Source organism: Paenibacillus sp. CMM36, assembly GCF_053570945.1.
In genome coordinates this window covers 134,442-157,855 of the sequence record NZ_JBSEDY010000012.1, presented here as the reverse complement: position 1 = coordinate 157,855, position 23,414 = coordinate 134,442, and the positions used below count along the sequence as shown (strand labels likewise).

25 protein-coding genes, 2 pseudogenes and 1 other annotated feature are annotated in these 23,414 nt (G+C 46.4%); of the genes and pseudogenes, 9 read left to right on the top strand and 18 right to left on the bottom strand.

All coding sequences use genetic code 11. The annotated features are described in order from the left end of the window. Positions 1 to 34: 34 nt before the first annotated feature. Positions 35 to 541 carry a YwhD family protein gene (locus tag ACWA2B_RS21305; protein WP_449292599.1) on the top strand — a complete coding sequence of 169 codons (507 nt, stop codon included), beginning with the start codon at positions 35 to 37 and terminating at the stop codon, positions 539 to 541. A 438-nt stretch (positions 542 to 979) separates the two neighbouring features. Next, complete coding sequence (locus ACWA2B_RS21300; RefSeq protein WP_029514933.1) at positions 980 to 1,486, top strand: PTS sugar transporter subunit IIA; 507 nt, start codon at positions 980 to 982, stop codon at positions 1,484 to 1,486. Between the two features lie 100 nt (positions 1,487 to 1,586). On the opposite strand, the gene ACWA2B_RS21295 is transcribed toward ACWA2B_RS21300, so the two are convergent. Further along, positions 1,587 to 2,336, bottom strand: coding sequence for an MBL fold metallo-hydrolase (locus ACWA2B_RS21295; protein ID WP_449292598.1), 750 nt, complete (start codon positions 2,334 to 2,336; stop codon positions 1,587 to 1,589). Between the two features lie 141 nt (positions 2,337 to 2,477). Here ACWA2B_RS21295 and ACWA2B_RS21290 point away from each other — a divergent pair, with 141 nt between their 5' ends. Next, positions 2,478 to 3,023 (top strand): histidine phosphatase family protein, encoded by a 546-nt coding sequence (locus ACWA2B_RS21290; RefSeq protein ID WP_342425493.1) that lies wholly within the window; start codon positions 2,478 to 2,480, stop codon positions 3,021 to 3,023. A gap of 56 nt (positions 3,024 to 3,079) precedes the next feature. Continuing rightward, positions 3,080 to 3,433, top strand: coding sequence for a YunG family protein (locus ACWA2B_RS21285; protein ID WP_342426106.1), 354 nt, complete (start codon positions 3,080 to 3,082; stop codon positions 3,431 to 3,433). Between the two features lie 225 nt (positions 3,434 to 3,658). On the opposite strand, the gene ACWA2B_RS21280 is transcribed toward ACWA2B_RS21285, so the two are convergent. Further along, positions 3,659 to 4,471 carry a pentapeptide repeat-containing protein gene (locus ACWA2B_RS21280; protein ID WP_069011488.1) on the bottom strand — a complete coding sequence of 271 codons (813 nt, stop codon included), beginning with the start codon at positions 4,469 to 4,471 and terminating at the stop codon, positions 3,659 to 3,661. Between the two features lie 118 nt (positions 4,472 to 4,589). Next, complete coding sequence (locus ACWA2B_RS21275; RefSeq protein ID WP_165150540.1) at positions 4,590 to 4,982, bottom strand: VOC family protein; 393 nt, start codon at positions 4,980 to 4,982, stop codon at positions 4,590 to 4,592. Positions 4,983 to 5,100: 118 nt separating this feature from the next. On the opposite strand from ACWA2B_RS21275, the gene ACWA2B_RS21270 reads away from it, so the two are divergent. Both ACWA2B_RS21270 and ACWA2B_RS21265 read left to right on the top strand, forming a co-directional pair. Then, on the top strand, positions 5,101 to 6,177 hold the full coding sequence (locus tag ACWA2B_RS21270) for a hypothetical protein (protein WP_340953620.1): 1,077 nt from the start codon (positions 5,101 to 5,103) through the stop codon (positions 6,175 to 6,177). A 108-nt stretch (positions 6,178 to 6,285) separates the two neighbouring features. After that, positions 6,286 to 6,750 (top strand): transporter, encoded by a 465-nt coding sequence (locus ACWA2B_RS21265; protein ID WP_069011486.1) that lies wholly within the window; start codon positions 6,286 to 6,288, stop codon positions 6,748 to 6,750. Positions 6,751 to 6,896: 146 nt separating this feature from the next. On the opposite strand, the pseudogene ACWA2B_RS21260 reads toward ACWA2B_RS21265, so the two are convergent. Beyond that, a pseudogene (locus tag ACWA2B_RS21260) lies at positions 6,897 to 8,198 on the bottom strand (transglycosylase domain-containing protein); the annotation flags it as partial. Beyond that, positions 8,186 to 8,548 carry a hypothetical protein gene (locus ACWA2B_RS21255; protein ID WP_449292597.1) on the bottom strand — a complete coding sequence of 121 codons (363 nt, stop codon included), beginning with the start codon at positions 8,546 to 8,548 and terminating at the stop codon, positions 8,186 to 8,188. The gene ACWA2B_RS21255 and the pseudogene ACWA2B_RS21260, both read right to left, overlap by 13 nt. Positions 8,549 to 8,642: 94 nt before the next feature. Here ACWA2B_RS21255 and ACWA2B_RS21250 point away from each other — a divergent pair, with 94 nt between their 5' ends. Beyond that, the gene (locus tag ACWA2B_RS21250) at positions 8,643 to 9,566 is read left to right on the top strand and encodes a polysaccharide deacetylase family protein (RefSeq protein ID WP_029517315.1); all 924 of its coding nucleotides are present in this window, start codon (positions 8,643 to 8,645) and stop codon (positions 9,564 to 9,566) included. A 142-nt stretch (positions 9,567 to 9,708) separates the two neighbouring features. Here the strand turns inward: ACWA2B_RS21250 and ACWA2B_RS21245 are convergent, their stop codons facing one another. Both ACWA2B_RS21245 and ACWA2B_RS21240 read right to left on the bottom strand, forming a co-directional pair. Next, a complete protein-coding gene (locus ACWA2B_RS21245; RefSeq protein WP_029517314.1) occupies positions 9,709 to 10,050 on the bottom strand; it encodes a hypothetical protein in 342 nt (113 codons plus the stop codon). Continuing rightward, on the bottom strand, positions 10,047 to 10,634 hold the full coding sequence (locus tag ACWA2B_RS21240) for a type II CAAX endopeptidase family protein (RefSeq protein WP_165147012.1): 588 nt from the start codon (positions 10,632 to 10,634) through the stop codon (positions 10,047 to 10,049). The genes ACWA2B_RS21245 and ACWA2B_RS21240 overlap by 4 nt, the downstream gene beginning before the upstream one ends. A 185-nt stretch (positions 10,635 to 10,819) precedes the next feature. Beyond that, positions 10,820 to 11,069: a binding site (T-box leader), on the top strand. Positions 11,070 to 11,330: 261 nt separating this feature from the next. Here ACWA2B_RS21240 and serA point away from each other — a divergent pair. After that, positions 11,331 to 12,923, top strand: a complete 1,593-nt coding sequence (serA, locus tag ACWA2B_RS21235) for a phosphoglycerate dehydrogenase (RefSeq protein ID WP_013310756.1) — start codon at positions 11,331 to 11,333, stop codon at positions 12,921 to 12,923. A gap of 218 nt (positions 12,924 to 13,141) precedes the next feature. Here serA and ACWA2B_RS21230 read toward each other — a convergent pair whose 3' ends face one another. The 6 genes from ACWA2B_RS21230 to ACWA2B_RS21205 form a co-directional block, all read right to left on the bottom strand. Further along, positions 13,142 to 14,584, bottom strand: a complete 1,443-nt coding sequence (locus ACWA2B_RS21230) for an ATP-binding protein (RefSeq protein WP_069012706.1) — start codon at positions 14,582 to 14,584, stop codon at positions 13,142 to 13,144. 1 nt (position 14,585) lies between these two features. Further along, a complete protein-coding gene (locus tag ACWA2B_RS21225; protein WP_029517311.1) occupies positions 14,586 to 15,302 on the bottom strand; it encodes a response regulator transcription factor in 717 nt (238 codons plus the stop codon). 109 nt (positions 15,303 to 15,411) lie between these two features. Then, a complete protein-coding gene (locus ACWA2B_RS21220) occupies positions 15,412 to 16,170 on the bottom strand; it encodes a pseudouridine synthase (protein ID WP_023989197.1) in 759 nt (252 codons plus the stop codon). Positions 16,171 to 16,248: 78 nt separating this feature from the next. Beyond that, complete coding sequence (locus ACWA2B_RS21215; protein ID WP_209947369.1) at positions 16,249 to 16,779, bottom strand: spore maturation protein; 531 nt, start codon at positions 16,777 to 16,779, stop codon at positions 16,249 to 16,251. Between the two features lie 7 nt (positions 16,780 to 16,786). Further along, complete coding sequence (locus ACWA2B_RS21210; protein ID WP_209947367.1) at positions 16,787 to 17,536, bottom strand: nucleoside recognition domain-containing protein; 750 nt, start codon at positions 17,534 to 17,536, stop codon at positions 16,787 to 16,789. Positions 17,537 to 17,593: 57 nt separating this feature from the next. Next, positions 17,594 to 18,856, bottom strand: a complete 1,263-nt coding sequence (locus ACWA2B_RS21205) for a D-alanyl-D-alanine carboxypeptidase family protein (protein ID WP_340885749.1) — start codon at positions 18,854 to 18,856, stop codon at positions 17,594 to 17,596. A 209-nt stretch (positions 18,857 to 19,065) separates the two neighbouring features. Here ACWA2B_RS21205 and ACWA2B_RS21200 point away from each other — a divergent pair, with 209 nt between their 5' ends. Further along, the gene (locus ACWA2B_RS21200) at positions 19,066 to 19,788 is read left to right on the top strand and encodes a protein-glutamine gamma-glutamyltransferase (RefSeq protein ID WP_449292596.1); all 723 of its coding nucleotides are present in this window, start codon (positions 19,066 to 19,068) and stop codon (positions 19,786 to 19,788) included. Positions 19,789 to 19,879: 91 nt separating this feature from the next. On the opposite strand, the pseudogene ytfJ reads toward ACWA2B_RS21200, so the two are convergent. The 5 genes and pseudogenes from ytfJ to ribH form a co-directional block, all read right to left on the bottom strand. Beyond that, positions 19,880 to 20,372: pseudogene (ytfJ, locus tag ACWA2B_RS21195) on the bottom strand (GerW family sporulation protein). Positions 20,373 to 20,501: 129 nt separating this feature from the next. Further along, on the bottom strand, positions 20,502 to 21,218 hold the full coding sequence (locus tag ACWA2B_RS21190; RefSeq protein ID WP_029517306.1) for a DUF2953 domain-containing protein: 717 nt from the start codon (positions 21,216 to 21,218) through the stop codon (positions 20,502 to 20,504). Between the two features lie 168 nt (positions 21,219 to 21,386). Continuing rightward, complete coding sequence (gene scpB / locus ACWA2B_RS21185; RefSeq protein WP_029517305.1) at positions 21,387 to 21,998, bottom strand: SMC-Scp complex subunit ScpB; 612 nt, start codon at positions 21,996 to 21,998, stop codon at positions 21,387 to 21,389. Beyond that, the gene (locus ACWA2B_RS21180; RefSeq protein WP_029517304.1) at positions 21,967 to 22,761 is read right to left on the bottom strand and encodes a segregation and condensation protein A; all 795 of its coding nucleotides are present in this window, start codon (positions 22,759 to 22,761) and stop codon (positions 21,967 to 21,969) included. The genes scpB and ACWA2B_RS21180 overlap by 32 nt, the downstream gene beginning before the upstream one ends. A 174-nt stretch (positions 22,762 to 22,935) precedes the next feature. Beyond that, positions 22,936 to 23,400 (bottom strand): 6,7-dimethyl-8-ribityllumazine synthase, encoded by a 465-nt coding sequence (ribH, locus tag ACWA2B_RS21175; protein ID WP_023989205.1) that lies wholly within the window; start codon positions 23,398 to 23,400, stop codon positions 22,936 to 22,938. Between the last annotated feature and the right edge of the window lie 14 nt (positions 23,401 to 23,414).

The following is a 23,414-nucleotide window of genomic DNA, read 5'->3' as shown; positions in this document are numbered from 1 at the left end:
AGTGTGAAGACGGAAAATGGAGGTCTAGTGACGCATGAGTGAAAATCAGCCGGACGGCAAAAAACAGATTGCACTGAACATTGTCAGTGGCAAGAGTAAACATAAGGGTTTCGGCGCAGGCTCAATTGACCTGAACAGCATGTCACCGGTCATCATTGACCGAGGAGAGGCGAAAATTGATATCGGTGCCATGCATGCCAAAAGTAAAGTAGAACGTGGTATCAAGTTCTCTACGAATAAAGAGGACGTACCGAACGGACGCCAGGTATGGCTCGTATGGGTAGCTGTGGACCGTACAGCCGAAGGACGTATGTACGGCGGCGCCACCGCCTGCGAGATGCTGATTGACGACGAGGCCAAACGCGGCTGGAAAATCCTCGCCGATCACGTCAACCGTATGGATTACGCGCTCAAGCGTCGTTTCATGCTGGAGGATCTCGGCAGCAAAGATAAGGCAGCGCTCAAAAGCCTGCTCATTTCGCATAACGAGGAATGGTGGGAAGCTTCGCCTGAGGAATTGAAGCAGGCACTGGAAGGGTAGGCCAAGCGTTAACACGATTCCAGTGTACACAACTGCTTAAAAAGCAGTCGGCAGTAAGGTTCAGAAGTAGACCGATACCTTGGTTGGGGGCGGTCTACTTCTTTTTCATGTAGGTAAGCAATGCTGAATGAACATGCCAAACATGATCATCAAAGAAATTGCTGGAAAAGTATACTATAAAAAATCTGTTTTTAAGAGATAAAACACTTAAATCCGCAATTTGTTAGAGCACCTCCAAGTTACATGAAAATTATTGTAACAGATATGTAGTTATGAACTGATAGCTCCTTGACATCCTGGAAAGGCATTCACTATAATTCAGATAGAAATCGCTTCCACTCTTCTTTCTATTCATTTTGTGGAACCGGTTCCTTGAAAGATGTAGTTAAGTCCTATTTACTGTTTATGAATGTAATCTCTAAATAAGGTGGCATCGTTATGTTTAAATGGTTGAAAAAGAAGGCGGCTCCTCGTATTGAAGAATTCGAAATGATAGCACCAATCAAAGGAAAAGTGGTTTCCCTGGAGGAGGTTCCAGATCCTGCGTTCTCTACGAAAGCTATGGGGGATGGCATCGCTATTCATCCGTCTGAGGGTAGGGTCACCGCTCCTTTCGCGGGAAAAGTTGCCCATGTCATGGAGAAAAGTAAGCATGCTCTGATTATTGAACATGAATCCGGCGTACAAGTTTTGATACATGTCGGGATTAATACCGTCTCTCTCAAAGGACAAGGGTTTAATCCTCATGTCCAAGTAGGAGATAGCATTAAAGCTGGGCAATTATTGATGGAGTTTGACCTGGATGCGATTCAACAGGGTGGATTGCCTGTAATTACGCCGGTAATCGTTCCAGATGGGCAAGAGATGATTAGCCATGTGGAAATCCTGGAAGGTACATCTGCCTCTCCAGAAGTACCTGTATTAAGAGTTCACTTAAAAGCCTAGTTCTCATTCAAAAAAGACTAACCAGGAATTCCTGGTTAGTCTTTTCTTTAGATGATTCACTGACCAGTCAAGGGGTGGGTACGACCATGTAAATCAAAGGTTAGGATTCATATATTTCAGATATCCGCTGATTACAATTGCCTTCGTACAGCCCTCCATGAAAGCAGACCACTTTTTTAATATCATATGTCAGCAGGTTTTTAAGAGATTCTTTGGCCATATTGAAATCACAGCAATATTGCGGGTCTGGAGCCAGTAATTTGCCGCTTACCACGCGTAGAGCATCTCCTGCAATCAGGGTTTGACTGGATTTATGATAGAAACTTAGGTGTCCTGGTGTATGTCCAGCAGTATCTATAACTACGATCCCCCCACAGAAGGGCAGTTCCTCTCCGGCAACGATGGTGGAGTTTACAATAGCCTTTGGGGGATTTTCAAGTGTACGCCGGAATGCGTGTCTCCACTCTACCGGAACGGATTCGGGCATGGAGCTTACAGCTTGATCTATTGCTTCTGGAGTCAGCTTTATAAGCTGTTTTTCTCCCTGTATATAGGGCTTTTCGATAGAACTGGCTAATACTTGAACTGGGGATGAAGAGGCTCGGACTATATCTGCTAAACTGCCGATATGGTCAAGGTCCTGGTGTGTTATTAATATAGAGGTAAGTTTATGGATTGCTAATCCGGTGTCTAGAATAGCCTCATGTAAAAGTGAGAGTTGCCCGGGGTAAGCCGTATCAACTAAAATCATGTTATCTTCGTCCCACACTAAAGTCGGGTGAATACCCTCTATACTTCCCATAATGTTAGCAGAAACCTGGAGCATGTGTATTCCCTTGTCTAATTGCATCGAATCCCTCCCATAAGAGTTGATATAATACAAAGGAATCGTATCATAAAATATAAATATGTAAACCTATATTATATCATAAAAATAATCATTTGTAAATATGTAGAATTTTAAATTTGTGTGACAGTTAGGAGTGATGACGTGAAGAGAATTTATTTTGTCAGACATGCCCAAGCAACAGGACAGGAACCAGATGCCCGACTTACCGATGAGGGTACCCGACAAGCTGAGCAGTTGGTTGATTTTATGGAGAATGTAGGTGTGGAATATATTGTGTCCAGCCCGTGGAAACGGGCCGTGCGAACCATTCAGCCCTTGGCTGAACGGAAACAGTTGCAGGTGTATACTGATGTACGTCTTCAAGAACGGGTAATTAGCCATGAGCATTTGGATCATTGGCTGGACGTGCTGGAACAGACCTATTTGGACGAGGACTTGAAGCTGGAGGGAGGGGAATCATCCCGTGAAGCAGTAGATCGAGGAATCCAGCTTGTTCAGGAGCTTATAGAGCGGGCGGAAAAAACGGTTATCATTGTAACTCATGGAGCTTTACTATCTCTTCTCATTCGATATTACGATCCGCAGTTTGGGTTTGAGGACTGGAAAAAGCTTTCGAATCCCGACGTGTATTTGCTAGAACTGAAAGAAGCAGAAGCCAAGATTCGCAGAGTGTGGAATACGGGTTGAAATAAATAAAGCACGTTCACATAAGTGCAGAATGGAATCGAAAGGGGAGGCGCATGTTGGATGCAAACCGTTTTTTAGAATTAGAAAAGGCGTTGTTTCAAGCTTGGTCTTTGGAGTCTAGCTCTAAATGGACCGCAAATAATCCTGCGTCTGGGCAATGTGGTGTCACAGCACTCGTCGTTCAGGACAGGCTTGGCGGCGATATTTTGAAAACATGGCTGGATAGTGGTTGGCACTATTACAACCGTATTGGTGAGGACATTGTAGATTTTACGAGGTCGCAATTTTCAAGCCTTCCACAGTATCAGCATGTACACTCCAACCGGGAAGAAGCATTCTCAGACACCAATGCAGAGCAGTATGCAGCCCTAAGTCAGAGATTAAAGGAATTTCTAAACGAAGAAGAATAAGGGGATTTAAATCTGGATGCAGTCATAAAGGCGTGATTTTTGAACCTGATCCAATGGAAGGTGCTTTTTGTTGCCCAATATACATTAAAGAACTGAGTAATCAGTAAAATTCTTGAAGATAAAAGCTGTATTTACGTTATAAAATGAGCTATATACTGAGGTGAGAATAATAAAGAAGTCGTGCGCTAACACGACTCGAATATACAACCACTGCTTAGAAAAAAACTAATGCAGCCAATGGTTTGGAATGCTTAGAGAAGGGGGCAGTTTGGTTTTACAATTGCCCTTAGCCGAATTTAATTGCGCCTGTGTAAGAAAGATACTTCCTTCCAGATTAGCCCCACTTAAATCAGCATCTCTAAAATCCGTACCGATCAAGTCCGTCATTCTCAGATCAGCCTCTCGCAGATCAGCAGCAATCAGTAAAACTCCTCTCAGGTTGGTACCTCTAAGATCAGCGCCTCTCAAATTGGCCCCGATAAGGTCTCTACTCCTGATCTTTTTACTATATTTGTTGTGCTCTATGTTTTTCTTAACTTTTTCTCGTACTAACTCACTTGTTTGTAAAAGTAAATCATTGACTAACGCCCTATGGGTGGGTACATGAAGATTTATGAGAGATTTTGGATCTTGATTCGTAAGCTGCTCGGTTTTCGCCATAGCCTTTTGTAAGTCTGTATAGATGGGATGAGTTTCTTTTAAGTTAAGGGCTTCATTTAGGTAATAAAGCATTTCATGAAGCTGTTGCATGATGGGAAATATATTGAACATTTCCTCAGCTATTGCCGGATCGTCTCGCCAGCTTTTTCCGTTGTATGTAACTTGGGAAACTTTTTGGCCTGCTCCAAAGCAATCATATACTGTACAGCCTCGCAAGCCGTTATTTCTTAGGTTCTTATGAATATTACAACGATAATCCGCATTTAGGTTTTGACAAGGGGTTCCTCCGTCCTTATTAAAAGCAAAATCGGCTGATTTAGCATAAGGCAAGGCTACACAGCATAAACCAAAACATTGTTCACAATTTGCACTATACAATAAACACACATCCTTTTATTGGCACCTATTAAATATAATATTACCAAAAAAAGATGGAGCATGGTCTATTGTTTTTCTATAGACTTCTAGAGTCTGCTGGATCGTTTAGAGAAGAAATTTAGTCTTTTGCCAAATTTAATTGCCATGAAACACCGTATTTGTCTTCAACCCAGCCAAATTGTTGGCTTACGGGCGAGGCTTCAAGGGGCATTAGAACTCGGCCTTCCTGAGATAGCTGACTAAACACACGATGAATTTCTTCTTCCGAATCACAAGTGACGAATAGCGATAGAGCTGGGGTAAAAGGGTGTTTGTCCTGATGGTTATAGTCTATAGCCATAAAGGTTTGCCCTTTGAGGTTGAATACGGCATGTAACACGGTCCCATCTTCCTGATGGAAAATGCTCATGATACCAGACGGCTTAAAGACAGAGGTATAATATTGCATGGCTTCTTCTGCTTGACCAGAGAACATGAAAAATGTTGTAATTTTTGGATTGGAATCATGCATGAGATCAACTCCCTAGACTGGATCGTAGATGGTAACATCTTTCCTCTTTTTTAATAGAAATATTCAGCATTAGAGAATTGCTTTATGAAGACGTACACACGTGAAAGGAGAAAACAGGATGATGGACGCGACAGCAAGACTTATGGATATGTTCGGCTCAGGCAAGAAGCTGGACGCCAGCATCATTTCCGCCTATACGGATGTGGTTGCCCAATATGGGACAGTGGAGGATGCGTGGGAGTTATATAGGCTTTTTGTAGAAGATCCCCACCATTATATCAGGGGGTTGCTCCTCCAGCCGATCATGAGATGCGGGGATGTTACTTTGGCGCAGGATATGTACGAGCGTTATGTGCGAAATCAGGCATCCCCAGAACATATACCTGACGGTGTGCTGTATGTGCTAGGTTATTTGGGTTATGTGGAGGCTGCTGCTGATCTTGTCGCTTTGGTGAACGGATCGTATGGAGCTGTGTCTGTGGATGCCTGTTTGGGACTGGTACATCTTCCATGCGAACCGTACCGTGAGAAACTGGCGGCTGAATTGGAAAAAGTATTGGATCAGCATTTGTTTAATGAATTCTTACCTCTGCTAAGCTTCAAATGTACTACTGAAGATATGATTCCGCGATTGGTACATTGGGGAGAGCAACATGCCTCGGTAGACTGTAATGCGGGAATTATTGCTGGAATTGCCTTATTTGGAGAGGAGCAAAGGGATACGATTCGGTCTATTTTGTGGAATCCGCTTTGGGAGGCTCATGGAACAGCTACGGGAAGCTGTGTGTGGTCTTATATTGCTATGCAGCATGTAGGGTTGACCTTTAGAGAGCTTATTCAGGATATAAAAAGCTGTGATGTGTCCAAAGCAGGTGTACAGGACTTGGAGTACCGTTTGGAAGTGTTGTATGAGATGCTGGAACTAAAACTAAGTTATACAGCCCGACCGATCCGGTTCGCTCGCTGTAACGAGGAATCATTTGGTCAGCTCTATAGCGATTTATTTAGCTGGTCCACAGAGCATAAGGATGACTCTATGATAGGCTGGATGAACGACAATTTAGGGTATAAGCATCGGCTGCTGGAACAGTATGATGAGCTCAGGAAACGAGTCGAGATTAAAATGATACATGAAATTGAGCTGGAGCATGTTCAAAAAAGGAAGTTAATCGTATCAGGAAATAAGAATTTTTGATGTAAAAGGACGAAATAGCGGAGTTTGGCGGAGATATGGGGATTCGCCCAGTCCGCGGGCTGGTGTCCCGCATAGGATACATCAGCCTAGACACAAGGAGTGAAACACATGTCTTTACTGCCACAAGTTCCTTTCGGAACGCAACCGGGTATTCCGGGTCCATTCACGCCGTCAAGTCCTTCGATTCCACAATTTCCTGATATGCAGGATTCGTTCCCGTCTCCGATAGGTCCGCCACCAGGCCCAGGATCATTTTCGCCACAGCCGTTCTCACCGCCGCCGCAAGGGCCGTTCGGTCCGCAAGGTGGGCAGCAAGCTCAAGCACCCACTTCTCCACCACCGCAATTTACGCCACCGAAGCCGCTGGTTTCGGCCTATGCTGTTGACCCTGGAGCCATCTTCGGTTGTTTGTTCCGCAACACGTTTGTATGGCTGACGAACGGAGAGCGTTTTTGGCTGTACCCTGTCTTTGTAGGCAGAACATCGGTAGCGGGTTTTCGGTGGAGTGGACGTTTTTGGTTTTATTATGGTGTAGACCTCAACCGTATTGAGTCGTTTAGCTGTTATTGGTAATAGCGCAGCTTTAGGGAAGAGCGGGGTTTAACGGGATGATGGCTGATGGCACTGGCAAGAGAGGTAAATGGGCATATGAGGTAAGTGATGCGAAAATAAAAAGACTGAGAGAGCGCTCATCGCGTTCCCCCAGTCTTTTTTTGCTATTAATCCATCCACCAACGCTTAAAATTGCCCCACCACGATTTCTTTTCAGCTTGTCGCTCCGCTTGGTCAGTTGGTGTGGATGCCGGTTGGTTATCTTGCCCCGATAGCGTCTCCTTCGGCTCCGTGCCGCTGACGAATACCTCCAGCCGCTTGTCCGGGCTGTCCGGTGCAGCCAGCTTGCCGCTGGCCGGGTCAATATAAGCGCTGACTACGCCGTCAGGGATAGGAAAGATTTTGGGTGGCACATTCTCCAGCGCTTTCTCCGTATATTGCGCAAAAATCGGAGCCGCCCGTCGGGCATCCTGTGTGCTGATGTCCTTGCCCTTGTCATAGCCGACCCAGACAGCGGTGGACAGCTCGGGGGTAAAGCCGACCATCCACGCATCGGTGTTGGTCGTGCCGCTCTTGCCGGCAACCGGGCGCTTGATCAGCTTCGCGACCCGGTTGCCAGTGCCGCCTTCCTCGAACACGCCTTCCATAAGGCGTGTGAGGACGTAGGCGGAGGCGGGCTTCACCACCTGCACGAGCGCGGCTTGGGGCGCTTCGTACAGCGACCGCCCGGCAGCATCGGTGATGCGCAGCACTGCCACCGGAGCCACCTTTTGCCCGCCGCTACCGATGACCGAGAAGGCCGAGGCCATCTCGAACGGGCTGACGGGCGACACACCCAGCGCTAGCGAAGGTACGGGCTTGAGCTCGCTTGTAATGCCCATTTTGCTGGCGAGATCCATGACCTTATCCGTTCCCACCTTCAAAATGGTGCTTACGGCATAGATATTATCGGACGCCGCAATTGCGCGCCGAAGATCTATTTCGCCCAAGTATTTGTCTCCAAAATTTTTGGGCTTATAGGTCTTGCGGTTGTTATCGTAGTGGAACAACGTCGGTCGGCTTTCGAACTTGGACGTACTCGTCAATTCGCCGGAATCCAGTGCGCATAGATACATAATCGGCTTGAAGGAGGAGCCAGGCTGCCGGGTTGTGGCAAGCGCATGATTATATTGATTCCCGACATAGTTCGTTCCGCCGACCATGGCCTTGACATGTCCGTTGCGCGGGTCCATGGAGATTAACGCGGTTTCCAGTCCGTTGCTGTTCTTCATGCCTTCGTTTACAGCCGCCTCGGCTGCTTGCTGCATGTGCATGTCCAGCGTGGTATAAATACTCAGGCCGCCATGCTCAAGCACCCCTTCGCTAATCCCGAGCTGATGTGTCACCAACTGGCGGACGTAATCGCGGAACCAGGGAGCGGTTTCCACTGTCCGACGCTGGCTCTCGGGCCGCAGGGCTAACATTTCCTTTCTTTCAAAATTTGCTCGACCTCACGTTTAACATCGGGACTTGTGCTGATGAAGTCTTTAATCAACTTCATATTCTCTTCTTTGTTCTTGGCAGTATGGGCGTTATAAGCGGTTTTATCTGTTTGTGAATGATGGTCTTGATCCTTATGGGTGTCTTCTTTATTGAGCGTAATCTCGCCCATCCCGGGGAATGCCGCGTCCATCATTTTAGTACGGGCTTGCTGCACTAAATTGCCGCCTTTTTTTCCACCTATGTCCATAGATAAGCCCAACATGTTGCGGTTACGGGAGATCATAGAGCTTGCGACAGCGCCCAAAACGATTCCCAGGAAAAATGAAGATGTTTTCACAATTAGAACCTCCCTTTGTGGTAGAATCAAGCATAGTGTTCGTCAGTAGTGACAAACTCATACGGTATAAAATACAGGAAGGTGAGATGAAATAATGGGTACAAAAACAGCAGCCATTTTGTTCACCGCATGTCTGCTGCTTAGTGCTTGCACTGCAACCAAGCCTGAATCTGCGGCAACAAGCAACCAGCAGGATTCGGTAGCGTCTGACTCAAGTAACAGCGCCAAAGATCAGAGCAACGTCTCTTCCCCAAAAAACAGCAGTAAGCAAGCAGGCAGTGATGAACATAACTCAGCGGATAAAACCAATGCACAAAATGATAAAACCAGCGAAAGCAACGAAACAGGAGCTGCGACATCTGCAACTATCAATAACAAAATGTATCACTTGGACAAAGCTTACAATGTAATCCCTGACCAACAAGGTACCGAAAAAAAAGTCGTGTTATTGACCTTTGATGATGGTCCTAAGGAAGCAGCCATGATTAACAAAATCATAGATGTACTGGACAAACACAAAGCGAAAGCAATTTTCTTCGTAAACGGTTACCGTGTAAAAAAGCATCCTGAGTTGCTTAAGCTTATCCATGACCGTGGACAGCCCATCGGCAACCATAGCTGGGATCACATCGTGCTGAAGAATAAATCTGAGCCCGAGGTCAAAAAACAGATTGAAACGGTACAAAAAGCTGTTAAGGACATTACAGGCCAAGCCCCCGTCTTCTTCCGCCCCCCTCATGGTGCAGGCGGGGACGTAGGTCGCAAGGTCGCTAAGGAAAACGGTCTCCTATACATGACATGGTCCGTCGGTTCTCTGGACTGGACAATGAAAAAGAATCAGCCTAATAAAACGGAGGCACTTCTCAAAAATGTAACAGAACAACTTCATCCAGGCAGCAATATCTTGATGCACGAACTGCCATGGACAGCTGAGGCGCTGGACAGTCTATTGACGCGCCTTGAGCAAAAGGGTTACCAATTTGTCGATCCGCAAGGGATTGAGGTTCCTGCTAGCTAGTAGACACTTGCGTATACTCCGGATTAACTATAGATGATGCAATAAAGGCCTCCATTCTCCGTTATTCATGTGGAGATGGAGGCTTTTTCGCCGTATCATTACGCGCCTTGACCTAAGCACAGACGTCCATAATAACTTTATATTACCAAAGCATTTCACTGATGGGTGGTGCACCCTTGACGCCCCACCACAGTAATGCTGCAGTAATCAGCACAAAAAGAGTGCTCAAAAAATTTAAAAACCACTTGCTTACCCGAATACGGCGGGACGGAAACATTTCTGCCCGCGTTCGGTACTCACTGGCAGGAGTGTCACCCTCCATCGTCACAGCAACTTCTGGTGCAGCGGCAACGTGAGCCAATTCTGGCACGGGCCGTGAAGCACGGGAGCGAACTGGTTTAGATTTTGACCTGTCCTCTTCCTTGCCTTTGCGACCATTTCGACGGCTACCATAGGTCTGCACTCTGCTAAGTTCCTGATTCATTCTTCATACCTCCGAAAACGTAACGCTAAACCAGATATAAGGTCAATCACAAAATGACAAATGATCGGTGCCCACAGACTACCGGTCTGCACATATATGTAGCCCAATCCATAACTGCTAACAAAAACCCAGCCAGTGGGAATCCAATGCCGTAAATATCGGATATGAATCACCGCAAATAAAATGCTTGTCCAATAAGGACCAATGCTGTACTGAATCGCACCTCTGAACAAGAGTTCCTCACAGATAGAAACGATAGCTGCTATACAAATAATATGCCAAACCGGACGATTTTGAAATAGCATTTGGTTAATACCACCGTCATCCATAGCATCCTCAGGCATAATCCGGGATAGCAACAGATCCACAAGTAACATAGCGGCGGCCAATCCCAATCCCCACCATAAGACGTGCAGAGTGTTCGGCAATGCAAATAGTTCTAACAAATTTCTTTTCTGAAAAAATATCCAGATTGCGCCAATCAGCAGGGTCAGCCCCTGAGTTAGATACAAATTGTAAAGCAGCAAGCGGTCGTTCAATTCATGAATTTGCGCTCTTTTCCATTTCACTTTAAGCTTTTTCATAGTTAGTTAGTCCTCTGCATAGTCTTCTTTAGCATCATAGCCAAAAAGTCGGGCGGATTCAAGAAGACTTAAATCTTAATTTTCCGCATTCTGTAGCTATATATCTAGCCTGCTATCCTCACATGTCGCATGTCCTATTGACATGCCCATGTAAGCCATGATACATTATGAAAAAATTATTAGCGACAACAACAATGATGGAGAAAAGGTATTGATTTCGTCCTCAGAGAACCGGTGCTTGGGTGGAAGCCGGTGACGAAGTAACTACTTTCAGCGCTCCTGAGTTATTGCACCGAGGTCTGGGGAATATTTCCCGGCATTAGATGCAATCGGCAGAAAACCGTTATCCTTTCGGTCATTTTATGACCGCTGAAGGCAGTCCATTGCGAAATGGCTGCGAATTAGGGTGGTACCACGATAACTCTCGTCCCTTACTATGGAGATAGTATGTGATTCGGGGGTTTTTTTGATGCCCGAAAACCGCAAAGCGTCTCCGCATAAGACTTTTGGTCGTTAGTTTGGTGCATAATGCTATTCCATCCCTTTTCTGCGTCAATGCGTTATCACACTAGTATTTCACACCGCTCTCCTGTACTTTTAGAAGCATTTCAAGTTTTTTCATGTTCTTTATGGAATGTATTTCAGTTTGAAGTGCATCCTGTCCATAAAAGAAGTTAACTTTGAGGAGGAAACCAAATGTTTAAAGTGTTAGTATCCGATCCAATCAGTGACCTGGGCATCCAGCAACTGATGGATGCAGACGATGTCACGGTGGACAAGAACACAGGTCTCAGCGAGGATGAATTGGTTCAAATTATTGGTGACTATGACGCATTACTCGTTCGAAGCCAAACTCGGGTAACCGAACGCATCATGACGGCAGGTAAGAACCTCAAGGTTGTAGGGCGAGCTGGGGTCGGAGTGGATAACATCGACCTCGAAGCAGCAACACAACGCGGGATTATCGTTATTAACGCTCCTGACGGCAACACGATTACGACATGTGAGCACACTTTTGCGATGATGATGGCTCTAGCACGTCATATTCCACAGGCATATGCCAAAACCATTGGCGGTACATGGGATCGTAAAACATTCCTCGGTGTCGAACTGCGTAACAAAACACTTGGAGTCCTCGGCATGGGACGTATCGGCAGTGAGGTGGCTAAACGTGCCAAAGCATTTGGCATGAGTATCCTCGGCTATGATCCATTTCTAACGGAAGAACGCGCTGAGAAGCTGGGCATTAAGCTTGCGAGCGTGGATGAAATTATCCGCAACGCAGATTTTATGACCGTACACACACCATTAACACCGGAAACGAAACATATGATTGCTCGTCCACAGTTTGAAGTGATGAAAAAAGGAATGCGCATTATCAACTGTGCCCGGGGCGGAGTTATCGATGAAATGGCTCTTGTTGAAGCCATTGATGAAGGTATCGTTGCCGGTGCAGCTTTTGACGTATTTGAGTCAGAGCCGCCAGCACAGGACCACCCATTCCTGAGCCACCCGAAAATTATCGTTACACCACATCTGGGTGCCTCGACTGTCGAAGCTCAGGAGAATGTAGCTATCGACGTGTCCGAGCAAGTGCTGCATATTTTGCGTGATGAGCCTTTTAAAAATGCGGTCAACATGCCTCCAGTACCATCCAACGTCATGACGCAATTGCAGCCATATTTCTCGCTTGGAGAGAAGCTGGGCAGCTTTGCCGCTCAGATCACGAATCAGGCTGTACGTGAAATTCAGGTAGATTACGCTGGCGATTTGTCCTCTGTGGATACACAGCCGCTGACACGGTATATTTTGAAAGGCGTACTTAGCCGTCATCTGGGCAGCGATGTGAACATTGTAAACTCTGTACATCTGGCCAAAACACGTGACATCCATCTTGTCGTATCTCAGGCGCCCGCCACCAAGGGTTTTACCAACCTGATTACCGTTACACTCAAAACGCAGAGCGGCGAAGAGCAACGTGTATCTGGCACCCTGCTGGCAGGCTATGGCGAACGTATTGTTAGGTTGAACCAGTTCCCAGTAGACGTGGCACCGGAAGCTCATTTCCTGCTCATCTCGCACAATGATAAACCAGGCATTATCGGTCGTGTCGGCACCTTGCTTGGGGAGAACGGCGTCAATATCGCTTCTATGCAAGTAGGGCGTAAAATTGTCGGCGGAGAAGCTATCATGATCCTGACCGTCGATAAAGCCGTGCCGAAAGACGTACTGATTCAACTCGTTGGTTTGCCAGAACTAAATACTGCCCAAGAAGTAGTGCTAGATTAGTTCCAGACCCTATTGAGAGGTCCATGGTTTTATAATAAAGAGAGGCGCCTGGCTACCCAGGCGTCTTTTTCTTATACCGAGTTATCTATCATGTGAGTAATCATTTTGAAACAGGATGTTCCACGTTGAACAAGATAAATGTTGATTTTTCAACAAAAAGCACCCTCTTCCGAGGATGCCTGCAAACCGGGGGATATCAGATTGGGCTTATAAGCCTGTTACAGACCCAGCTTAGTTTTGCTGGAGATAGGCAGCAAAATAGTAAATTCCGTCCCTTCCCCCAATACGCTGGCAGCAGAGACAGAGCCTCCGTGAGCCTCTACAATATTCTTGACAATAGCAAGCCCCAAGCCAGTCCCTTTATCCTCACCACGTACTCTGGCTTTATCTGCCTTGTAAAAGCGGTCGAAAATATAAGGTAGATCCTCGCTGGCAATGCCTACACCTTCATCCTTAATCCGAATACGGATTAACTCATGCCGTTCTCCCAAAATTCGATCCGCCGCAATAGTAACCTTTTTCCCACCGGGTGTGTGTCTAAATGCATTATCCAGCAAATTGGTCAATACCTGTTCCAACCGGTCTTCATCTGCCTCAGGCAGCAACAAACGCTGGCCATGCTCATGGTAATCGAGTGTCAGTCCCTGTTCCTTTGATCGTACCGTAAATTTACGGTGAACACGCTCGATCAACTCGTTCACATCCAATTCCTGTCGGTGCATGTCTGTATGACCAGCCTCCATTCGGGCCAGATCAAGCAGATCCTTGACTAACCTTCCCATGCGTAATGACTCATCATGGATGACCTGCACCAGTTCCTCGGATTCTTCTGGTGAACCCGCCATACCATCCAGCAACGCCTCACTGTAGCCCTGCATCATAGATAAAGGTGTACGGATTTCATGAGATACGTTGGCCACAAAATCGCTCCGCATCTTCTCTAGCTTCACTTCTTCCGTAATATCTCTAAGCACAGCTACTGCACCGCGGATTGCATTATCCGTATACAGAGGCGCCATCTGCACCGACCAGGAGCCCTTCTTGACATGGATATAGTCTCCGACATCCTCTCCCCTGTCCATAACGGTATGGAACAGAGACTGCAAAGGCTCAGGTACAGAAGCTCCAAACTCCTCCAGATCACGTTCCTGCCACTCCAGCTTTTCCCAGATATTCAGCAAACTTTGTGCCGGCGGATTCGTCAAGATGATTTGTCCGCTTCTGTCGAAGGTGATTACTGCATCAGACATGCTTCGCAGTACGCTGGATAAATGGTTTTTCTCCTCATTCAGACTGCGGATCGTTGCTTCCAGTTCCGTAGACATATGATTAAAAGTTTTCGCCAGTTCTCCAATTTCATCACTGGTCACCAGCGAAAGCCGAGTATCATACCTTCCCTCACGAATGGCATTCGCCGCCTGAATCAACAGCTGCATAGGCTGTGTGATTTTAGTAAAAAGAAATAGGGCAAAAAAGGTCGTCAATAAAAATCCGACTATACATGTATAGGTGAACAAATGCTTGATTTCCGTCGATTCATACGCCGCAAAATTTCTGTTGATGTACGGCAATAAAAAAAGCCCTAAAAAAATAAGCACAGAGCCTACAAGGCAAATGATGGTGATCCACAGCTTGCCTACCAGCGATCTCCAGAAGTTCACGTTATTTTGGAACCTCCAGCTTATAACCTACGCCCCACACGGTCGTAATCATAGCGGCTGCCTCTGGCGATACCTTATTCAGCTTTTCACGAAGCCGTTTCACATGCGTATCCACAGTGCGCAGGTCACCAAAAAATTCGTAATTCCAAACGTCTTTCAGCAGTTCTTCGCGTGAGAAGACTTTATCTGGTGACACCGCCAAATAATGCAACAGCTCGTACTCTTTAGGCGTGAGACTGATTTCAATCCCACCCGCAGTTACCCGGTGCGCATCATGCTCAATGATAAGATTCGGAAAAACAATACTATTGCTTGGTACCGCTTCTTTCGTTAAAAAGGCAGTTTCCGACGAACGGCGTAAAATCGCCTTTACCCGGTAAATGACTTCTCGCGGGCTAAAGGGCTTAACCACATAATCATCAGCTCCGACTTCAAAGCCTTGTACACGGTTCACTTCCTCGCCTTTGGCAGTCAGCATAATCACAGGTGTAGCTTTGGTCTGACGTAGCCGTGTACACACCTCAATCCCATCCATCCCCGGAAGCATCACATCGAGCAAAATAATGCTGTAATCGCTTGCAGTCGCTTTTTGGAGGGCAATCTCCCCATCCTCAGCTTCGTCAATTGCATATCCTTCTTTTTCCAGATACATCCGCAGAAGGCGTCGAATGCGTTCTTCATCATCTACAATTAATATGCGGTTGCTTTGTTCTGACATATTCCCAGCCCCTTCGCTAAAAAAAGCATTCTCTCTATTTTACTATTTTCCCGTGCTTGGTCAAACTTTACTCTCATCCAACAGTCTCTTTACACCAAAAAGGCCGGGGTTATGACCCCCGTCCTGTCCGTTTCTTTTTCGTGTTGTCTGATTTGGCAAGTTGAATGAGACGGTTGATTTCGTCCTTGGTTAGGGGTCTGGTCAGACCGCGCTTCAAGTTTTGTAGCAAAAGATCTCCGAAGGCTATCCGCTTGAGTCTGATGACTGGGTGTGAAATGGCCTCAAACATCCGTCTTACTTGGCGATTTCTGCCTTCATAAATGGTAATCTGGATCACAGACTCCTTACCATTCGGATCTACATCTTTATATTCTACCTCGGCTGGTGCAGTAATGCCATCTTCCAGCACGATTCCCTTTTTCAGCTTGTCCAGCTCAGTACCATGTGGAACGCCTTTGACTGTTGCCACATATGTCTTGGGCACATGATGCTTGGGATGGGTGAGCAGATTGGCGAACTCGCCATCATTGGTGAGCAACAGCAGTCCTTCGGTGTCGTAATCGAGACGTCCCACCGGATATACGCGTTCCTTAACGCCTTTCAGATAGTCTGACACGATTTTACGGCCTTCCGGATCGGAAGCGCTCGTAATGACCCCTTTAGGTTTGTTCATCATCAAATAGATTTTTTTCTCGGTTTTGATCGGGCGTCCCTTTACCGTAATCATATCTTGATCAGGGTCTGCCTTCGTTCCCAGTTCAGTTACGACAACCCCGTTCACTTCCACGCTACCCGCCTGAATAAGCTCCTCACATTTACGTCTGGAAGCTACACCCGCTTGGGCCAATATTTTCTGCAATCTTTCCATGTTCGCTAATTCACCTCATGCTAATGATACCCATCCATGAGCAAAATCACAACCCCCGTTCAAAAAACGATGCAGAAATTAAAATACAAGCAGGCAAATCGCAATGGCTGCCACAAAACCAACCACATCTGAAAATAGTCCTACCTTCAAAGCATACCGTCCATTGCGGATACCTACCGCACCAAAATATACAGTTAGCACATATAGCGTCGTGTCTGTGCTGCCCTGAATCGTTGAAGCGATCCGACCGATCATGGAATCCGGGCCATAGGTGCGAATTAGATCCGTCGTAAACGCAAGTGAGCCAGTGCCCGTCAATGGACGAAGCAAACCTAAAGGCAATATCTCGCCCGGTACACCCCAGTGTTTAATCCAAGGGGTAACCCAAGAGATCAAATAGTCCAAGGCGCCGGATGCTCGAAAAATGCTAATTGCCACCATCATGCCTACGAGATGAGGAATAATGCTGATGGCGGTAGAAAATCCGTCTTTGGCTCCATCCACAAAAGAATCGTAGACAGGGACCCTTTTAGCATATGCATATAAAGGAATAAAAGCGAGAATAACCGGAATGGCCCAAGTCGATACGAGGTTTATAAAATTAAGCATGCCTCCCTCATCCTTTCCAAGTGGTGTCCCTGCCCTTGGCAGCCGTGATTCCCGTTCGCGGAACGGCAGGTAAAGATGCGGGCAACGTCGTTGAAGAGGCAGTAGATGTTGATGTTGGTGCTGGTGGGGCGAGTGGCGCCAAGGATGACTGGGACGGCGGAATCGCTGGAGGACGGCGGCGCAATTCTCGACTACGGTACCAACGATCCGCCGCAATTGCAGCAAAGGTGGCTATTGCGGTCGCTACCAGTGTCGTACCGACGATTTCTGCCGGATGTGCGGAATGAAAATTTAGCCGTATCGCGATCAACGTCGTAGGAATAAGCGTAATACTGGCTGTATTCAGGGCGAGTAGCGTACACATGGCTGGTGTGGCGGTTTGCTTATCTGGATTGAGCGTCTGCAGCTCTTGCATCGCCTTGATTCCCATCGGTGTGGCTGCATTCCCCAGGCCCAGCAGATTGGCGCTCATATTGGACAAAATGTAACCCATAGCGGGATGATTACGCGGAACATCAGGGAAGAGAAAGGCAACCAAAGGAGAAAGAAGCTTGGATATTTTCTGTAAGAGCCCTCCATCTTCAGCCAGCCGCATCATGCCCATCCAGAACACCAGCACACTTATCAGTCCAAAGCACACTGTAACCCCCGTAGTTGCCCCGTCAAAAGCTGCTTTCGTCACCACCTCAATATTTCCCTGTGCGGCAGCAAATACAAATCCAATACAAATCAAAGCCACCCATATGAGATGAATCATGGCTGATTCCTCCTTTTCCCAATGATGTGACACGTACAGCTCTATTTCCTGGTTGCCCTATGCTCCAAACAAATTCTTAAGGATTTCGTTCCATCTGCTCGTCCAACCTCGTTGCTGAGTATTGTTCGCAGGTTCTTGTGCAGTTGGAGTCTCCTTCTGTGGCTGTACGGTATTTTGAGCAGGCAGCTTACTACCTTTTGCATACACAGGAACAGAACCGATAAGTTTACCTTCCAAAAGGAATTCAACCCGTCCTCGTAAGCCAAAAGATACGTCCGCTCTATCGGCAGAAGCGGAATTTTTATACAACACCAGTCTTTTGTGCAACTGGGTTTTCTCGCCATCATGTAAAGGATAGGCAAAGCTTGTACCTGTTAATAGTGGGTAACCATCGATAGGTTGCTGCTTGTCCGTAATCGGAATGAGCGGATAATATCGGAATCCGTAATCAAGCATACGGGCATGATCGTTCCAATCGTCCCCGTCATTCAAGGTAACAGCAGCGAGCTGGCGACCGTCACGTGTAGCCGAACTGACCAGACAGCGAAACGCTTTTTTGGTAAAGCCTGTTTTCACCCCGTCAGCTCCGTCATACAGCCGCAGCATTTTGTTTTTATTGTGCCATGAGTAGTCCCAAGAGTCGTTGGGATTCGGTGCTTTTTTCAATTCTGTTTTTACGATACGGGCAAAAGTTGGATTATGCAGCGCATAAGCAGTAAGCCGGGCCATATCATTGGCTGAGGAATAATGTCCCTCGGCATCCAGCCCGTGCGGATTAGCAAAATGTGTATGGCTTAGCCCAAGCTGAACCGCCTTGTCGTTCATCAAATGAACAAATCCCTCTTCTGTCCCCCCCACATGCTCTGCAATGGCAGAAGCGGCATCATTACCAGAACGGAGCATTAAGCCGTACAGCATATTTTCCAATGACATTTGTTCACCCATTTGCAGAAAAAGCGAGGACCCTTCTTTGGCATATGCGGTTGGGCTCACCTTTACCCGGTCCTGCAAGCGTCCATGTTCAATAGCCACGATCGCTGTCATAATTTTGGTCAGGCTGGCAATACGTAGCTCCCGATCACCTTCGGTAGAATAAATGATTCTTCCTGATGTGACATCAATTAAAGAAGCAGCCTGTGCGTGGGTTCCTAATGCGGGCGGCGCTACTTCTGTTTTTATCGCTCCCCGAACGGGCTGCGGACTTAGCAACGTAAGCGGCAATGACAAAATAAGCAGTAGTACCAGCGGCAAAACAAATGCGCGTGCCTTATTCAAGAAATGGCTGTGGTCCGCGTGAATGTGTTGCTTTTTTTTAAACATTTGGATTCCTCCGGTTTTAAGCAAGTCTTGTACCATTCTATGTCCAAGCTGTTCAAAGTATGTCCACCTTTATAACAGAAAATTCCTTTATAGGACTAACCATTAGCTGCTCCTTTTTCGCTTTCTTTCTACACAAACCAAGCAACATGCCCTCCTGAGCACATATATATTAGTTACTAAACGTTAAATATGGATCGAGGGGTTAAAACATGCAGCGACTACAGTTTGAAATGATTTTAAGATCGCGGATTGTAGAGTCCGCAGAAGCATTGCATCGAAGCGGTGTATCCTTTGCCACTTTTGCTACCGCACGTTGCAACCCGAAATTTTGGAATTTAACGGAAAAAGGTGGCTTTCAGATCAAAGCAGGTGTCACACCGGCCCAAGGCATCAGAGATATCTTTTTAAACGGTCATCAATACGCTTTTGAATGTGCAACAGCTATGGTTATTGTGCTGTACAATGGAGTGCTGGATTCCATTCTGGAAAGTGAGTTTAATCGGATTTTTGCTGATATGCTGCTGTATGACTGGCACTATGATAGCGACCTTAGGCTCATACAGCAGCAAGGAAGTCATAAAGCGGCTCCTGGCGATATTCTGTATTTCAACAATCCGGATGTGTCATCTGAAACATTGGAATGGAAAGGAGAAAATGTCATTAAGCTAAAGGAAGACTTGTTTTACGGCCATGGGATTGGTATCTTGCCGGCGAAGGGTATTATCGATTCCCTGAATCAACATCGTCGACCGGAAGCCACGGTATCTGCTTATTTGACGGATGAAGTGATCTATCCGGACTTCATCTACCTATCGCAGTTTGCTGCCGAAGGAAATCGAAAAAATGAAATCTCGCTGCATACTTTGTATCAACAGGAATACAGTCACCATATACATGCTTTCATTGGGGGAAGGCAGTATATTCGGGGATAGGGCCAAGTACAAGCAGAAAAGAAGGTATTCCTTAGCCTGTACTCGGCTTTGGGATACCTTCCTGAGAGAACGCTTTTAATTTCAATAACTTTTACAAGTAAGCCGGGCCAGAATTACTGTGATCCGTAGCAACATCTACAGGTACCTGTGGGGGGGGGAGTCTGCAAGTCGCCGCCTGAATTCCGGAAGATAGACTGAACCTTATCAATCAGGTATGGCGTGGAATCAATGAGCTTCTCAATCAGATGCGTTTGATTGTCCAATGGAACGATTTGTGCCCCCTGTTTGCCAACAACCAGAAAAGCAATGGGATGAATAGATACACCACCACCGCTACCGCCTCCAAAAGGATGCCCTTCCTTCCCGCTATGATTACCCGATGCCGAAGAAGTATGAAGTGCCTCTTCGTCTACGTTAAAATCACTTCCCCCGGCAGCGAAACCAAATCCCACCTTACTGATTGGCAAAATAACAGAACCATCGGGTGTTTCCACTGCGTCTCCTACAATCGTATTCACGTCTACCATGGCTTTGATGTTTTCCATTGCGGTTTGCATGAGCCCTTGAATCGGGTGATCTGACATGATTTATTCCTCCTCTGCTTATCTCAAGCGTAGACTGCCTTTTCTTTCGCTATTGTGCGCAGGGGTTCAAGGAAATATGTATGTCATTCGATAGTTCAGAAAGGATTGAGTCTCACCTCTCTCCACTGTTTACCATTCATTGTTAGCTTGATGATCCGCCGCATTTTTTTTGAAAAAAACCCGTTTCCATGCCTCCGGTCCACCCGGAACGCGCCATATGCGGTAAGATAAGATGAGCATGGAGAACATTAAATAGCCGAGCGATACGTTTGCTTCACAGTTCAAAGTGGTGGTAAAACGCAAGCGATCCACCCAATAGGGCACAACATACAGCTTAGGGGTACAATCCATGCGTACAAAGCTTGAAGCATAACCGATCAAGGTTGTTTTTAATCCCCACAAAATACCAGTTGAGGTAGCTGTATATGCCGCGTCAGCAAGACTAATGTTGGTAGACCATTCCATTTTGGACATCGTCACATGTGCCAATGTATGTCGCAACCATTTATTAAAGGATTTCGTTCCCTTAAGCAAAACCCGTATATCATGTATAAATTGCTTGATTTTTACTGTATCAATATTACCGCTATCCACGGAAGCATCCGTTTTATGTATGTTTTTGTTGCGATCTAGCCGATAGAGAAGCCCCTTTTTCAACCCTGTTATGAGAATGGCCGGCACATCGTAATTCATTTTTATCATCCCGTATAGAAATCTGATCTCTAGATGCGCCCGATCATCATTGTCATGTTTGGCAATATTCAGCTTCAAACGAATACGAGAGAGCAGAACTGCCAGTACAAGTAATATAACGACGATGATGGCGATACTGATCCATTTCCACACTGGCGTGTCCTCCCTACCTTTTTGCTATAGAATATCATGGCAAAAATAGTATGACCGTTCGCCGGAAAATCATGCATCTTAAAATACCAACAGCCAGCCCCCAACGATATGAGGACTGGCTGTCTGTTTGAACTTTTACATAAGTGAACCGCAAGATCCGAAGCAACTTTATTGGGATTCAAGATCTAGATCGTTGGCCGCAGGCTGGCTACTCTCCAGACGCTCGAACAATAATTGAGTCTCTTCCTCCAAATTGTCCGAATTCTCGAACAGCTCCGGTTGCGGTAGATCTGCCAGAGAGCCCAGACCGAAATAATCCAAAAATGATTTCGTCGTTCCGTACAATATCGGCCGTCCGATGGCTTCAGCTCGACCTTTCTCTTCAATGAGCTCCTTGTTGACCAGTGTATGTATGGCCCGCTCGGATTTAACCCCCCGAATCTCTTCGATTTCAACTCTTGTAATGGGCTGGCGGTAGGCCACAATGGCCAGCGTCTCCAAAGCAGCTTGAGACAGTGACGCACGTGCCGGAGAGTATGCGAGCTTTTCAAAGTAAGGTGCATGTTCGGATAAAGTTGCAAGCTGATAATGACCGGCAATACGGACAAGTTGCAGGCCTCTTCCCCCCTGCTCCATGTCCTGCTTCATATCTTCCAGGCACTGTTCAACCAGCTCTTGCTGCTGCTCTACAATGTCGGCGATCTGCTTGGTGGACAACCCTTCCTCTCCTGCTAGAAACAGCAGTCCCTCAATAATTGATTTCAGCTTCAGATAATCCATTAACCCGTAAATCCCCTCTCCACTCCATTACAATATCATCGAAAAGCTTCTCCTGATAACAGAAAATTTGCTTCATTTTCATCAGTTCAAGGATAGCCAAAAAGGTCACAACCACTTCATGCCGATACATATCCTCATGCATCAGCTTGGAGAACAGCAGCCGTCCTCCATTCCCCACCATCTCTAAAGCCCCGATAACTTGCCGGATACGGTCCTTGACTGAAATTTCGTCCCGATGAACACGGGTTACCGTCGTACGTCGTTCTGCTTTGCGCAAAGCACGCTGAAAGGCTGCGACCAAATCGCTTGCATGCAGCCCATGCACCGGATTTACGGGTTCAGTGGGCAGGAATGCACTCAGATCTTCTGGCTCTTTGCCATAAATTAGACTCCGCTCCCACTCACGTTCACTTAGATGGCGAGCAATCCCTTTATATTTACGATACTCCACCAGCTTGCGGACCAGTTCCTCACGTGGATCATAATCCTCTTCCTCATAAAAATCCAAATCGTCATATTCCATCACAGGTGGCTTGGGAAGCAACAATTTACTCTTAATGGATAAGAGCGTCGCCGCCATCACCAGAAACTCGCTCGTAATGTCCAGTTCCAGCTCCTGCATACTGTGCAAAAAAGCCATATACTGATCAGTAATATCGCTAATCGGGATATCCTGAATGTCGATTTCGGCTTTATCAATCAGATGCAACAGTAGATCCAGCGGACCCTCGAATGTTTCCAGCTTGTAGTTTACGACTGTCAATGTGCTTCCCCCTGCCTTACTCCAATCATCATTCAACAATACCTTTCCCTATAGCACTTATGCTCTGCGTTATCAATCCCTCTTTCTGTAGTATATACGTCATCGCCTTGCTTAACAATCCAATCCCTTTTTTCCCCTTGCAGTTTATACCGTTCTATTCAGCTATTCCTATCATTAAAATTGCTTGCCGAGATTGGCCATTTCAATCGCAGCCAGTGCTGAATCCCAACCTTTATTACCAGCCTTCGTACCTGCTCGTTCAATAGCCTGTTCAATGTTTTCTGTAGTCACTACCCCAAAAATAACAGGTACTCCCGTTTTTAGGCTGCTCGCTGCCACACCCTTGGCCACTTCATTGCAGACGATATCATAATGTGAAGTAGAACCACGGATGACCGTACCCAGCGTAATTACGGCATCATATTTGCCGCTTGCAGCCATTTTTTGCGCAATTAGTGAAATTTCAAATGCACCCGGAACCCAGGCTACATCAATTTCATCTTCCTGTGCACCATGTCGTTGAAGTGCGTCAATTGCACCGCTTAACAGCTTGCTCGTAATAAACTCATTAAATCTGCCCACCACAATACCATATTTTAAACCGTTCGATACAAGATTACCTTCTAGAAAACGTGCCATAATTAATCAACCTC